Source organism: Sphingomonas sp. KC8 (assembly GCF_002151445.1).
Taxonomy (GTDB): domain Bacteria; phylum Pseudomonadota; class Alphaproteobacteria; order Sphingomonadales; family Sphingomonadaceae; genus Sphingomonas_E.
This window is the reverse complement of the sequence record NZ_CP016306.1, coordinates 2,166,877-2,181,054: the sequence shown is the minus strand read 5'-3', so window position 1 is coordinate 2,181,054 and position 14,178 is coordinate 2,166,877. Positions and strand designations below refer to the sequence as shown.

Sequence of the window (14,178 nt, the reverse complement as noted above, 5' to 3'; positions counted from 1 at the left end):
CATCCGACGTCCCATGATTGACCGGTACGGTACCAATCGGTACCAGGCGCGCAGGGCATATGTCGATGCCCGTGCGCGCACCCGCAAGCCGCCGCTGGTGGCGGTTGTTCGCGCGCCGGCAAATAAGAATGATGAAAGGGGAGGGGGGATTGAAAGCGACAGGAAAGCTGCTTGCGTCGGCAAGCCTTGCAGTGGCGCTGCTGGCACCCGCCGCGCGCGCGCAGGTTTTGGAACAGGTGCAATCGGCCGACAGCCGGATTGCGGTGGCAGGCACCAGGGAAAAGTGGATCGGTGCGCCCGTCGCTCCCAAGGGCGCACCCAATATCGTCGTCGTCCTGCTCGACGATGTGGGCTTTGCGGCCAGCGCGACATTTGGTGGCGCGGTGCGGACGCCGGCGCTCGACAGTTTGGCGACAAGCGGGATCACCTATAACCGGTTCCACACCACATCGGTCTGTTCGCCAACGCGGGCCGCCCTGCTTACCGGCCGCAACGCCCATCGCGTGGGCGTGGGCACCGTCATCGAACATCCCTATCCCGGCTATGATTGGGCCTGGCCGAAAAGCACCGTATCGGTTGCGCGGGTGCTGCTGGACAATGGTTACAGCACGGCCGCATTCGGCAAGTGGCACAACACGCCAAGTGCTGAGATCAGCCCCGTCGGCCCGTTTGATCGCTGGCCGACGGGCCTCGGTTTCCAGCATTTTTATGGTTTCATGCAGGGCGAGGACAGCCAGTGGGAACCGCTGCTGTATCGCGATACGACAGCCGTAGATGCACCCAAGCCCGCGACGGGTGACTATCATTTCGGCACGGACATCACCAACGAGGCGATCGGCTGGTTGCAGACGCAGGCGTCGCTCGCCCCCGACAAGCCCTATTTCCTATATTACGCCGCTGGTGGTGCCCATGCGCCGCACCATGTTGGCCAGGAATGGATCGACAAATATCGCGGTCGGTTCGATGCGGGGTGGGACGCATATCGCGAGGAGGTGTTCGCCCGCCAGAAACGGATGGGGCTGATCCCGCGCGATACGGTGCTGACGCCGCGCCCGGCCGAACTGCCGGCATGGAACACGCTTTCGGCCGATCAGAAGCGGCTCTATGCGCGCCAGATGGAGGTGTTCGCCGGTTTCCTTGAACATACCGACCATGAAATCGGCCGCCTGCTCAATCGGGTGCGCCAGGGACCGAACGGCAAGAATACGCTGGTTTTCTACATTGTCGGCGACAATGGCGCGTCGGGTGAAGGTGCGATCGACGGGTCGGACGTGGGCCTCGCCAACATCATCTATGGCCTGCCTTCGACGGTGGACGAGCAATTGTCGCATGTCGACCAACTGGGATCGAAACTGTACGACAATCATTACAGCGCCGGCTGGGCGTGGGCGACGGGCACCCCATTTCGGTGGATGAAGCGGGTTGCATCCTTCTTCGGCGGCACGCGCAATCCGCTGGTCATATCCTGGCCCGACAGGATCAAGGGCGATGCCCGGCCGCGTAACCAGTTCGCCGCCGCGAACGATATCGCGCCGACCATCTACGAGGCCGCCGGCATCCGTTTTCCGGATGCAGTGGATGGTGTCGCGCAACAGCCGCTCGACGGGGTGAGCTTCGCCGATAGCTTCACCAGCGCGGCCGCGCCGTCGCGCCACCGCATCCAATATTTCGAAGAATCCGGGAACCGCGCCATCTATCAGGATGGCTGGATCGCCACCGTCCAGCGTTCGGTGCCGTGGGTTCTGGCGTGCAAGCCCGATTTTTCGAAGGATCGCTGGGAACTCTACAATATCGACAAGGATTTTTCGCAGGCGCATGACGTTGCCGCGCAGAACCCTGCCAAGCTGAAAGAGTTACAGGCGCTGTTCGAGCGCGAAGCGCAGGCCAACCACGTCTATCCGATGCAGGACGGCTGCATCGTCAAGACGGCGGGCAGCCAGACGATCGACGGCAAGGGCGCACCGCCGCCGCCCGTCGCCCCATCGCGCTTCGTCTATCATGCCGGGCTTGCCAGGTTGCCGATCGCCAAGGCACCCAATTTCCTGAAATCGCACCGGATCACCGCGCAAGTGGAAATCCCGGCGGCGGGTGCCGAAGGTGTGCTGCTGACCAATGGCGGGCGCTATGGTGGCTTCGCGCTCTATGTGAAGGGCGGCAGGCTATTCTATGAAAGCAACTTCTTTGGAAAAGCCGCGACGGTGATGGACGCGCCGCTGCCAACCGGCACGGTGGAAATCGTTTTTGATTATGCCCGCGAAGATCCAAAGCTGTTCGGCGGCGGGACGGGGCGGCTCGTCATCAATGGCAAGCCGGTTGCCGAGCACCGGTTCGACCGGATCGGCGCACCCGCCCAGTTTGGCAGCATGGGTGTCGGCCGATCGCATGGCGGGCCAGTTTCGGCAGCTTATGACGGTGCGTTCCCGTTCACCGGCACACTCAGGCAGGCCATCGTCGATGTGCGGTGACGGCCGCCAGGCGGTTGACAGCAGCGGCAAATCGGGGCGGGATTTCTGCCGGCTCTGAAAGCACCATGATTTTCTGTCCATAAGACCGGTTTCAGCACACAATATGCCTATCCTTGGCGCGGGGCGGACCTAATGTGCATCCCGAGAATAAAGACGAGGGAGGAAGCCGCACATGGGCGCGCGCCTGATGAACACCGCAGGGCTGGTTCTGCGCCACGACGCCTGGGACGGCGCCCGGCATGATGGCGGGTCGCCAAGATGATCCGTCATCGTCTTGACATCGACGTGACCGACGTGGCGGACTTTGGCGAACCGGCGCATTTGGCGATTGAACTGCTGTTGCCCGAGGACAAGCCCGCTGGCCTTCTGTTCATCTGTGTGCCTGGCGGCGGGATGAATGGTCGCTATTTCGACCTGCCGACCCCGGACGGCGAAGCCGAAGTGAGCTTTGCTCGCACCATGGCGGCGCGCGGCCATGCGGTTGTCCTGATCGATCCGCTGGGTGCCGGACAAAGCACCCGCCCGGCGGATCTCTATCTGTTGCACCCTGATCGGATGGCCGCGGCGGTTGGTGTCGCGACGGGCCATATTCTGGAAGGATTGCAGACGGGCGCCTTGCATCCGGGAACGCCGGCCGCGCCGGCAATCCGCGTGATTGCAGCGGCCCATTCGCTGGGCGCATTGATTTCCGTCGTGCAGCAGGCCCGATACGGCCAATATCATGGCCTTGCCCTGATGGGTTTCCACATCGGAGGGACGCCGGCCTATCTGACCGACGCGGATCGCGCGCTGGATCTGGATGATGCGCGGGCCAATCTGGTGGATATTGCGCGTCAGCGTTTCCCGACGCCGTGGCATGAGATGCCCGCACCATCGAGCAAGCGCCCGGTATCGGCCGCAAGCGCGAGTGACAGGGTGATGTCGACACCATCGATGATGGCGATGCTGCCCAATATCGTCGCAAAGGATGCGGCGTCGATCACGGTGCCGGTGCTGATTGCCCTGGGCGATGCCGATCTGCATGGCGATCCTTACCGGACGCCGCAGGCCTATAGCGCAAGTCCCGAAGTCACGCTGATCGTGCTGCCCGAAACCCGGCATAACCATTTCATCTTTCCCAGCCGGACGCATCTGTTCGATCGCGTCGCACGCTGGGCCGAAAATCTGCCATGAAGGCGCTGGTTATCGGCGGCGGCGGGCCTACGGGGCCGCATGTCGTCGAAGGTCTGCGCCAGCGGGGCTACACGGTCGCGGTGCTCAATCGCGGCGTGCATCCCGTCTCGCTTCCGGCGGATGTCGAGCAGATTGTTGGCGACCCGCATTTCCTCGAACCGCTCGAAAAGGCCATCGGCAACCGCCATTTCGATCTCGTGGTGGCGAGCTATGGCCGGCTGGCGACCGTCGCCCAGGCCCTTGCCAACAGGACGCAGCGCTTCATCGGGGTCGGCGGTTTCGTTGGCTATCGGGGCTTTTACGTGCCGGAGGCTGGCTATCCCCGCGGATTGCCCGTGCCGGTGCCGGAAACCGCGCCGCTGGTCGCCGATCCCGCCGAGCATCGTTTCGCTGCGCTGGTGGCTTCGGCCGAAGCCGAGGTTTTCCGCCACCATCCGGGCGCAACATTGCTGCGCTATCCCTATGTCTATGGCCCGCGCCAGTTGGTGCCGCGTGAATGGTCGATCGTCCGGCGCGTGCTGGATGGGCGGCGGACGATCGTGCTGATCAATGGCGGCATGGGCCTGTTGATGCATGGTTATGCCGAAAACATCGCCCATTCGGTGATGTTGGCCGTGGACAAGCCGGCCATCGCATCGGGGAAGATCTATAATTGCGGCGATGAAGTGCAGTTGGATCTGCGCCAGTTCGTCGAGGTGGCCGGCCATGCACTGGGGGTGCCGCTGGAAATCGCCGCGGTGCCCGACACGCCGGTCACCCGCGCCGCGGCCCTGGGCCAGGCGACCGATCACAAGCTGATGGACCTCCATGCGATCCGCAGCGAACTCGGTTATCGCGACGTCGTTCCCACGGTCGAAGCGGTCGAACGCACCGTGCGCCACTATGCCGACAATCCCTTGGAACGTCATGGCGAGATTGAGCGGCGGATGTTCGATGTTTTCGATTATGCGGCAGAAGATCGCCTGATCGCCCTGGCCCGCGAATTTGCAGCGCGCGCCGAGGAAGTCGACGTGACGCCGCGCGAGGATGCCCATCCTTATCCGCATCCCACGGAAACCCGCGAAGGGCCAGATCATCGTGGCCGCTGATCTGGCCCGGATGCTGCGCGCCAGGCGCGTGGCCGTGATCGGCGCATCCGAACGCAATCCATTTGCCGCGTCGGTGATCCGCAATCTGGATCATTTTGGTTTTCGCGGCGATGTGCAACTGGTCAATCCGCGCGGCGAACCGGTGGCTGGTCGTGCGACGCTGCGGCGCGCCGGCGCGTTGGAAGGGCCGATTGACGCGGCCTTCGTCTGCGTGCCGTCGGATCAGGTGATCCCGACCGTCGAGGAAGCGGCGGATGCGGGTGTCACGGGTTTCGTGGTGGTTTCGTCCGGCTTTGCCGAAACCGGCGCGGATGGCGCGCGGGCGCAGGAACAATTGCGGGCATTGGCAGGGCGGACGGGCGTGACGCTGCTAGGCCCCAATGCGCTGGGCTTTGCGAACTATGTCGATGGCGTGGCGCTGTGCGCGCTGGAGCGGGAGAACCGGCGGGGCAGTTTCGGGATCGCTTCGGTTTCCGGCTCGGTCGGCGGCTATCTCGCCAAAGTGGCGCATCTTAGGGGGGTCGGGCTTTCGCATATGGTTCTGGCCGGCAACGAAGCCGGCACGACGATCTCGGATGTGGTCGACTTCCTGGTCGATGACCCTGATACGCGTTCCATCGGCGTGTTCCTTGAATCGATCTACGATCCCCACCTCTTCGCCAGCGCGGCCGAACGGGCGATGCGGGCGCACAAGCCGATCGTGATGCTGAAGGCTGGCGCGTCGGAAAACACCGCCCGGCTGGCGATGGCGCATACGGGCGCGCTGGTGGGCGATGACCGTGTGTTCGATGCGGTGGCGCGCGAATTGGGGATTTGCCGGGTCACGTCGTACGAGGACATGATCGCCACGGCGATGCTGTTGGAAAAGACCGGTCCCCGCGCCAGCGCGGGCGTGGCGATGCTGACCATTTCGGGCGGATCGGGCGAGATCGCATCGGATCTGGCCGAACCGGCCGGCGTTTCCTTTCCCCCTTTCTCGGATGCCATCCGGCCCGAACTCGACGCCATCGTCAGCGGCTTTGGCCAGACGCACAATCCGCTGGATGTCACCGGGGCCGCGCTACGCGATACCGGGCTGTGGGAACGCCTGCTCAAGACGATCGCAAAGGACGAAGCGATCGGCCTGCCCTTGTGCATCTGGGATGTGCCCACCGGGGCCGAAGCGGCGTGGATGGCCGAGACACTCGCGTCGATCGCGCGTGGTTATGCCGGCTATGCCTGCGTGCCGCCGGTGATTTCGACGGTCAGCGAAACAGTGAGCGATTACGGCATCCAGGCGCTGGCCGAGGCGGGCATTCCGGGCGCGATCTGCGGTCTTCATCCGGCGATGGCCGCCCTGGCCGCGCACGCCCGGTGGAGCGAGCGCGTGCTCGACATGCGGCCGGTGCAATTGTTCGCGGCAAGCGATGCCATGCCCGCAAGCCTGCCCAGGGGCGAGCGGGCTTTGCTGGATTGGCTGGCCGTTCGCGGCGTTCCGGTGACGCCGGGCGTGATCGCGGGCAACGCGGATGCCGCTATGTTCGCGGCCGACGCGATTGGCTATCCCGTTGCGCTCAAGCTGGCCGCAGCGGATGTCGCGCACAAGAGCGAGATTGGCGGCGTGCGCCTTGGCCTTGGTGACGGTGCGGCGGTTCGCGCGGGTTTCGATGCGATCCTCAACGCGGTTCCCAATGGCGTTGCCGTGGACGGCGTGGTGGTTTCGCCGATGCGTGACCATCAGATCGAACTGATCGTGTCGATCAGCCGCGATCCGGTGTGGGGGCTGATGCTGGCCCTGGGGCTGGGCGGGATCTGGGTGGAACTGCTGGGCGATTCCGTGCTGCTGCCGCTTCCGGTGGATGGCGCGCGGGTGGTGGCGGCATTGCACAGGCTGAAGGCCGCGCCGCTTTTCGCTGGCGCGCGCGGAAGGCCGCCGGTTGACCTGGATGCCGTGGCCACGGCGGTGGTCGCGATCGCCAATGCCGCGCTTGCGCTCGGGCCGGGGCTGACGGCGCTGGAAATCAATCCGCTCGCCATCTTCGCCGACCGCGCCGAAGCCATGGACGCATTGCTGGTTTAATCTTCGTGGTGCGATCCGGAACGCCGCTCGATCGGTTTTCGAACGCATCGGCCGAACCCGATCATGCGGCAAAAATCCCGTGCGCCGCGCAAGTGGACCTGATTATCGCGGCAGACCTTGCAGGAAAATATGCAGGGCAAGGTCTGCAACTTCCTGCCCACTCATCGGGCCGTCGGCGTTGAACCAGGTGTGGGTCCAATTGATCATGCCAAAGTAAAGCATCGCGGCTGCGCGACACTTTTCCGGATTGTCTGCCAGGGGCGGCGAGAGGGCGGCGATGATCGTTTCCACCATCGCGATCAATTGGCGTTCGCTGACAACGATCTGCTGGCGCTGCGCTTCAGGCAGCTTGTCGAGATCGTTGACGAGAACCTTGTGACGCGCTGACGCATCGACGTACAGTTCCATGAAACGGTGCGTCAAACTGGCGAGCTTGCGTTCGGGATCGGCTTCGTTCTCGACCTCGGCGACAACCAGCCTCAGCACGCTGATATGGCCGTCCATGATCTGGAACAGAATATCATCTTTCGATGAAAAATAATGATAAAGCAGAGATTTGGACATGCCGCACGCGACCGCCAGATCGGCGATGGACGATCCGAGGAATCCGGACGTGGCATAAAGCTCGGCGGCCTTGTCCAGGATCGCTTCGCGTCTGTCGTCATAGTCCGCGGCCTGGGTACGTGCCACCGTTTCGCCTCCGCCTTTATCCGTATCGTGTCCTAGGCGACGGTCGAGTTCAGAAGCAAGGGCGGCCGATCCTCAGCTATCGAAATCGAGGGTCGCGCCATCGTCCAGCGGCACGGCCTGGCATGCCAGGACATAGCCTTGTGCAAGGTCTTCGGCGCTTAATCCATAATGGGCCTTCATCTGGACGCGCCCGGAAATCAGGCGCGCACGACAGGTGGCGCAAACGCCAGCCTTGCAGGCGTAGGGCGCGGGCATTCCCGCGGCCCGGGCATTTTCGAGGATGCTCCCTTTTTGGCTGTCGAAGACCAGCGTGCGCCGCCGGCCATCGAGTGTGAGGTGGACGCGCAACCCTTCGGCGCGCCTTGCGAGAGCCTGTTGCGCTGCAAGCTGCGTTTCGTTGGGCCTGTCCACGGTGAAGCGTTCGGCCAGGATGTGGGCGATGGGCATGCCCGCGCCGGCCAGCCCGCTTTCGACGGCGTTCATCATGGGCGCGGGGCCGCAGACAAAGGCGGCGTCGATTTCACGGGCCGGGATCAACGTGCCGATGAGCTGCGCGATCTTGTCGCTATCGAGCCGGCCATTGAACAGATCAATATCCTGTTCTTCTTCTTCAAGGAAATGATACACTTCAAGACGGGCAAGATACCGATCCTTCAACGCGGCGAGTTGTTCGAGAAACATGATCGAGGCGCTTGAACGATTGCCGTAGAATAAGGTGAAACGGCATTGCGGCTGCCGCGCGAGCGCGGATTTGACGAGCGACAGAATGGGCGTGATGCCGGACCCGCCCGCAAAGCCGAAATAATGCGCCGGCGCGTCGCCGCCAAAATCCCAGGTAAAGCTGCCATGGGGCGGCATGACATCGACGGCCGTGCCCGGTACGAACATCGTGTTGGCCCATGTCGAAAAAACGCCGCCGGGGATTTGCCTGATCGCTATCCGCAGTTCGCCATCTTCGGGGGCCGCGCAGATCGAGTAATTGCGCCGGACATCTTCGCCGTTGATCTTGGCGCGCAGCGTCAGGTGCTGGCCCGGTCGAAACCGGAAAGCGGGCCGCAGGGCATCCGGCACGTCGAACCGCACCGACATCGCATCGTCGGTTTCGCGTCGAATGTCCGTGATTTCAAGCGGGTGGAATGTCGCAGACATCGGTGTCCCTAATGGCATTTGAAGCGATCGAACGGCTCAAGGCAGCGATTGCACTGCCAAAGCGATTTGCAGGGCGTGGATCCGAAACGGCTGATTTCGCGTGTATCGGCCGTGCCGCAGCGGGGGCAGGGCGCAGTTGCGGTTTCACGGTCGCGCGATGGCGGGGCGATGCCGTAGGCGAGCAGCTTGGCGCGGCCTTTTTCGCTGATCCAGTCGGTCGTCCAGGGCGGCGCCAGGACGGTTTCGATCGCCATCGCCTGAAACCCGGCTTCGTCGAGCGCTGCGCGAATGGCCTGTTCGATCGCGCGGGTTGCCGGGCAGCCCGTATAGGTTGGCGTGATCCGCACCACTGGCGGATCGATCGAGACGGTGCGCACGATGCCGAGGTCGACGATCGAAACCACAGGGATTTCCGGATCGGAGACGGTGGCGAGGACGCGCATGACGCGTTCGTCGGCAATCGCGGCTACCATCGGGCATCCGGGTGGCTGCGGGGCAAATGCTGCATCACCGCGAGCATGAGCCCGAGATGTTCGGAATGATGGCCTGATCGGCCGCCGGCAATGGCGCGGGGCAGGGGCGGTACGGGCAGCGTTGCCGTGCCCAGAACATCCCCCAGCCGTGCATCGAATGCCGGGCGCAACAGCGCCTTGTCGACACCGGTTCCGGCTTCCACCATCGCCATGTCGATCGCGTCCATCAGGAACAATTCGTCGATGAACCGCCACATCCAGCCAAACCCATCGACCATGCGGGCATGGCTTTCATCGGTGCCGTCGCCCAGGCGGATGACCCATTCGGCGGCAAGATCGGCATGATAGGCGATTTCCTTGACCGCTTTGGCCGCGATCGCGGCGATGCGCGGATCGTTCGATGTCGCGAGTTCTGTGTAGAGCGCGTGCTGCCAGGTGGAGAATAGGAACTGCCGCGCGATGGTTTGCCCGAAATCGCCATTCGGCTGTTCGACGAGAAGGCAATTGCGGAATTGTCGTTCGTCGCGATGGAAAGCGAGCCTGTCCGCATCCCGATCGCGCCCTTCCACCTCGCCCGCATAATCCAGCAGAAGCGTGGCCTGTCCGATCAGATCGAGGCCGAGATTGGCGAGGGAGAGATCGATTTCTATCGTCGGCGCATGGCCGCACCATTCGCCCAGCCGCTGGCCCAGCACCAGGCTGTCATCGCCCAGCCGCAGGAGATACTCGAAAAGAGGCTGGTTCATCACATGTGCTTCACGGCATCGGGAAGATCATAGAAGGTCGGATGACGGTAGATCTTGTTTTCCGCCGGTTCGAACAGCGGGCCGGCCTGATCGGGATCGGATGCCGCAATGTCCGTCGATCGGACGGCCCAGATGCTGATCCCTTCCATTCGCCGGGTATAGGTGTCGCGGGAATGAAGCAGCGCCAGCCTCGCATCCGGCGCATGCACCGATCCGACATGCTTGTGCGCCAGCCCGCCCTTCGAACGAATGAACACTTCCCAGAGCGGCCAATCCTTGCTCACATGATACTCCACATTAATCTGCTGATCGGGCAGCGTGCCTTGCCGCATGTGCCGTGGCCGCATCGCGCACCCAGGCACCGTTCGTCCACGCCGCGCGCCGCGCCCGCATGCGTTCCTTGGCCATCGGTCCTTCGCCGCGCACAACGGCGTGGAACTCATCCCAGTCGATCTGGCCGTAATCATAATGGCCGCGATCCGGATTCCATTGGAGATCCGGATCGGGAATGTGCAGCCCGAGCAGTTCGGCCTGCGGGACGGTGGCATCGATGAATTTCTGGCGTATCGCGTCGTTCGTGTCGCGCTTGATGCGCCAGCGCATCGATTGCGCGCTGTTGGGCGAAAGATCGTCGGGCGGGCCGAACATCATCAAGGATGGCCACCACCAGCGATCCAAGGCGTCCTGCGCCATGCCCTGCTGCGCGGCCGTGCCATTGGCCATGGCCATCATGATTTCATAGCCCTGGCGTTGGTGGAAGCTTTCTTCCTTGCACACGCGCACCATGGCACGGGCGTAAGGCCCGTAAGATGTGCGCTGCAGCGGCACCTGGTTCATGATTGCAGCGCCGTCGACCAGCCAGCCAATCGCGCCGATATCGGCCCAGGTGAGTGCGGGATAGTTGAAGATCGTCGAATATTTCGCGTGGCCCGTATGCAGGGCTTCGATCATCTCCGCGCGCGATGTGCCGAGCGTTTCGGCTGCCGCATAAAGATACAGGCCATGGCCGCCTTCATCCTGCACCTTGGCAAGCAGAATGGCCTTGCGGCGCAGCGAAGGCGCGCGCGTGATCCAGCCGCCTTCCGGCAGCATGCCGACGATTTCGCTATGGGCATGTTGCGATATCTGGCGAACCAGCGTTCTCCGATAGGCCGCTGGCATCCAATCCTTCGGTTCGATGAATTCGTCGGCCGCAATATGCGCATCGAACCGGGCGAGGCGTTCGGCCTCTTCCTGATCGACGGGCGGGGCGTCGCCCGGACGGCCGAGCTGGGTGGTGTACATCGGCGCTCCTGCTGTCGGCCTGTTGTCGCCGATATATAATTGCCCGAACGGACGGTCAAATAATATTCGCTCGCACCTTTGCGCCCGCCGCCGCCGCTTGCGCCCTTTGGGTGATGGCGATTCAATATCGATCAGAAACGCGCTTGCCAATAATTAGCCGACCGTTCATTCTATAAAAAAATAGAGATCGGGAGGGGCCGATGTACGAGACAATTCTCTTTGAAATCAGAGACGGAGTTGCGTGTCTCACATTCAACCGTCCCGATCGGTTGAACAGCCTGACCAGCGCCATGCACGCCGAAATCGCCGATGCGCTGACCCGTGCCGCAGTTGCCGGTGCGGCGCGGGCCTTGCTGCTGACCGGCGCTGGCCGGGGTTTTTGTGCCGGCCAGGATCTCGCTGATCGGGCGGTGGCCCCGGCCGATGATGCGATCGATCTGGGGGCATCGGTCGATCAATATTACAACCCCTTGATCCGCCGTCTGGCGACGCTCGACATGCCGGTGATCTGCGCGGTCAACGGTGTCGCCGCCGGTGCCGGCGCGAATATCGCGCTGGCATGCGATATCGTGATCGCGGCGCGCAGCGCCCGCTTCATCGAATCCTTCGCCCATATCGGTCTCATTCCGGATTCGGGCGGGACGTGGATGTTGGCGCGATTGATCGGGCAGGCGCGCGCACTCGGGCTGGCGCTTACCGGCGAGGCCTTGTCGGCGGAACGCGCCGAAGCGTGGGGCCTGATCTGGCAATGCGTTGATGATGATGCGCTGGCAGCGCAGGCTTGGGCCGTGGCGGCCCGCCTGGCGGTCGGTCCGACCCTGGGCCTTGCCGCCACCAAGCATGCGATCCGCGCTGGCTGGCGGAAGTCTCTCGACGAAGCATTGGACGACGAACGCGATCTGATGCGTCGCCTGGGCCGCTCGGCCGATTATCGCGAGGGCGTGGCTGCCTTTCTCGGTAAGCGCCGACCCGAATTTACCGGCCATTGAGACCGGATCGAAATCATTGGAGATGGACATGCGTATCCGGGGACTTCAGGCCTTTGCGCAAAATCACTGGCGTTCGCGTGCCGGCAATCCAGCGCCCGTGCGATCGGCCACCACCGGCGATGTGATTGCCGAGATTGGCAGCGATGCGCTCGATTATGGCGAAATGCTGGAATATGCCCGCAACATCGGTGGGCCGGCCTTGCGCGGCATGACATTCCACGAACGTGCGCTGATGCTGAAAGGCCTTGGCCAGGCGATCATGGCCCGCAAGGAAGAGCTTTACGAACTTGCCTTTTCAACGGGCGGCACGCGCGCCGACAACTGGATCGACATCGAAGGCGGAGCCGGCACTTTCTTTGCTTATGCCGGAAAAGGCCGGCGGGAATTGCCGAACGGCCATATCCTGATCGACGGCGACACCGAAATTCTCGGCAAGACCGGCACTTTTGTCGGCCAGCATGTTTATACCCCGCTTCAGGGGGCGGCGCTTCACATCAATGCCTTCAACTTTCCGGTCTGGGGCATGCTGGAAAAGCTGGCGCCTGCCTTGCTGGCGGGCGTTCCGGCGATTGTGAAGCCAGCGTCGGCGACGGCCTATGTCGCGGAAGCTGCGATGCGCATCCTGGTTGATAGCGGGCTGTTGCCGGCCGGCGCGGTACAGTTCATTCCCGGCGCCATCGGTGATCTGTTCGATCATCTGACAGGGCAGGATATCGTCGCATTCACCGGATCTGCCGCGACAGCTGCGGCTTTGCAGCAACACCCCGTCATCGCGCGGGAAGCCGTCCGCTTCACCGCGGAACGGGATTCGCTCAACGCGTCGATCCTTGGCCCGGATGCCGCGCCCGATCGCCCGGAGTTCGATCTGTTCGTCCGGGAAGTGGCGAAGGAAATGACGGTCAAGGCGGGCCAGAAATGCACGGCCATCCGCCGCGCGATGGTGCCGGCCCATTTGCTCGATGCCGTGCAGGCCGCTCTGGTGGCGCGTCTTGCGACCGTAAAGGTGGGCGATCCTCGTCGCGAAGACGTGCGCATGGGCGCGCTTGCCAGTCGGGAGCAACGCATCGATGTCCGGGCGAAGATTGCGGAAATATCCCGGGTCGCGCCGATTGTTTTCGGCGATCCCGATCATGTTGATACGATGGGCGACGGGCTGCAAGGCGGCGCCTTCATCGGCCCGATCCTCATGCGCAGCGAAGATCCGTGGAGCGCGGATGCGATTCATGATGTCGAGGCCTTTGGGCCGGTTGCGACATTGCTGCCCTATCGGGATCTGGACGATGCGATCGCGCTGGCCAATCGCGGCCGGGGATCGCTTGTCCTGTCGATCTTCACCCATGACAGTTCCGTTGCCCGTGACATGATGCTCGGCGCGGCACCTTTGCATGGCCGGATGGTGATCATCGATCGGGATTGCGCCCGGGAATCGACGGGGCACGGATCGCCATTGCCGGCACTGGTTCATGGCGGGCCGGGCCGCGCCGGCGGTGGGGAAGAACTGGGCGGCATTCGTGGTGTGAAGCATTACATGCAACGAACCGCGTTGCAGGGCAGCCCGGCGATGTTGAGCCGGATGGTGGGCGAGCAATTGCCCGGTGCGCCGACGATGGACGGTGATCGCCACCCCTTCCGCCTGCGCTTTGGCGAACTGGTGCCCGGTTACAGCCTGCGCACCGGTGCGCGGACGGTGACGCTGGAGGATATCGAACATTTCGCCCATTTCACCGGCGATACATTCTATGCCCACATGGACGAGGAAGCGGCCAAGGCCAGCCCGATCTTCGGTGGCCGGGTCGCGCACGGCTATCTGATTTTGTCGTTCGCGGCCGGCCTGTTCGTGGACCCCGCACCGGGGCCGGTGCTCGCCAATTATGGGCTGGAAAATCTGCGGTTCGTGAAGCCGCTGAAACCGGGCGAGAGCATGAAGGCCATGATCACCGTCAGATCCAAATCCATGCGCACGCCGGAAATGGGCGAGGTTCGCTGGATCGTGCGCGTCACCAACCAGGATGATGATCTGGTCGCCACCTACGATCTTTTGACGATGAATGAGGTTTGATCC

General features: G+C 63.3%; 12 protein-coding genes. 6 read left to right on the top strand and 6 right to left on the bottom strand.

Going from position 1 to position 14,178, the window contains the following annotated elements; genetic code table 11:
- The first annotated feature begins 149 nt into the window (after nucleotides 1–149).
- From KC8_RS10320 to KC8_RS10305, 4 genes are all read left to right on the top strand, one after another.
- Nucleotides 150–2,465 (top strand): arylsulfatase, encoded by a 2,316-nt coding sequence (locus KC8_RS10320; RefSeq protein ID WP_198360939.1) that lies wholly within the window; start codon nucleotides 150–152, stop codon nucleotides 2,463–2,465.
- A 258-nt stretch (nucleotides 2,466–2,723) separates the two neighbouring features.
- Nucleotides 2,724–3,638 carry an alpha/beta hydrolase gene (locus KC8_RS10315; RefSeq protein WP_010127914.1) on the top strand — a complete coding sequence of 305 codons (915 nt, stop codon included), beginning with the start codon at nucleotides 2,724–2,726 and terminating at the stop codon, nucleotides 3,636–3,638.
- On the top strand, nucleotides 3,635–4,726 hold the full coding sequence (locus KC8_RS10310) for an NAD-dependent epimerase (protein ID WP_010127913.1): 1,092 nt from the start codon (nucleotides 3,635–3,637) through the stop codon (nucleotides 4,724–4,726). Before KC8_RS10315 ends, KC8_RS10310 begins: the two co-directional genes overlap by 4 nt.
- The gene (locus tag KC8_RS10305; protein WP_010127912.1) at nucleotides 4,716–6,785 is read left to right on the top strand and encodes an acetate--CoA ligase family protein; all 2,070 of its coding nucleotides are present in this window, start codon (nucleotides 4,716–4,718) and stop codon (nucleotides 6,783–6,785) included. Before KC8_RS10310 ends, KC8_RS10305 begins: the two co-directional genes overlap by 11 nt.
- 102 nt (nucleotides 6,786–6,887) lie before the next feature.
- On the opposite strand, the gene KC8_RS10300 is transcribed toward KC8_RS10305, so the two are convergent.
- The 6 genes from KC8_RS10300 to paaA all read right to left on the bottom strand — a co-directional run bounded on the left by KC8_RS10300 (nucleotide 6,888) and on the right by paaA (nucleotide 11,127).
- On the bottom strand, nucleotides 6,888–7,475 hold the full coding sequence (locus KC8_RS10300; protein ID WP_010127910.1) for a TetR/AcrR family transcriptional regulator: 588 nt from the start codon (nucleotides 7,473–7,475) through the stop codon (nucleotides 6,888–6,890).
- A 72-nt stretch (nucleotides 7,476–7,547) separates the two neighbouring features.
- Complete coding sequence (gene paaE, locus KC8_RS10295) at nucleotides 7,548–8,624, bottom strand: 1,2-phenylacetyl-CoA epoxidase subunit PaaE (RefSeq protein WP_010127908.1); 1,077 nt, start codon at nucleotides 8,622–8,624, stop codon at nucleotides 7,548–7,550.
- 8 nt (nucleotides 8,625–8,632) lie between these two features.
- On the bottom strand, nucleotides 8,633–9,097 hold the full coding sequence (paaD, locus tag KC8_RS10290; protein ID WP_010127906.1) for a 1,2-phenylacetyl-CoA epoxidase subunit PaaD: 465 nt from the start codon (nucleotides 9,095–9,097) through the stop codon (nucleotides 8,633–8,635).
- Nucleotides 9,091–9,843 carry a 1,2-phenylacetyl-CoA epoxidase subunit PaaC gene (gene paaC, locus KC8_RS10285; RefSeq protein WP_010127904.1) on the bottom strand — a complete coding sequence of 251 codons (753 nt, stop codon included), beginning with the start codon at nucleotides 9,841–9,843 and terminating at the stop codon, nucleotides 9,091–9,093. The genes paaD and paaC overlap by 7 nt, the downstream gene beginning before the upstream one ends.
- A complete protein-coding gene (gene paaB / locus KC8_RS10280) occupies nucleotides 9,843–10,127 on the bottom strand; it encodes a 1,2-phenylacetyl-CoA epoxidase subunit PaaB (RefSeq protein ID WP_010127901.1) in 285 nt (94 codons plus the stop codon). The genes paaC and paaB overlap by 1 nt, the downstream gene beginning before the upstream one ends.
- Before the next feature lie 13 nt (nucleotides 10,128–10,140).
- On the bottom strand, nucleotides 10,141–11,127 hold the full coding sequence (gene paaA / locus KC8_RS10275) for a 1,2-phenylacetyl-CoA epoxidase subunit PaaA (RefSeq protein WP_010127899.1): 987 nt from the start codon (nucleotides 11,125–11,127) through the stop codon (nucleotides 10,141–10,143).
- 200 nt (nucleotides 11,128–11,327) lie between these two features.
- Between paaA and paaG the strand changes: the two genes are divergently transcribed.
- Entirely contained in the window at nucleotides 11,328–12,116 is a 789-nt protein-coding gene (gene paaG / locus KC8_RS10270) for a 2-(1,2-epoxy-1,2-dihydrophenyl)acetyl-CoA isomerase PaaG (RefSeq protein ID WP_029624875.1), read from the top strand.
- A 28-nt stretch (nucleotides 12,117–12,144) separates the two neighbouring features.
- Nucleotides 12,145–14,175 (top strand): phenylacetic acid degradation bifunctional protein PaaZ, encoded by a 2,031-nt coding sequence (gene paaZ / locus KC8_RS10265; RefSeq protein ID WP_029624874.1) that lies wholly within the window; start codon nucleotides 12,145–12,147, stop codon nucleotides 14,173–14,175.
- The last annotated feature ends 3 nt before the right edge of the window (nucleotides 14,176–14,178 follow it).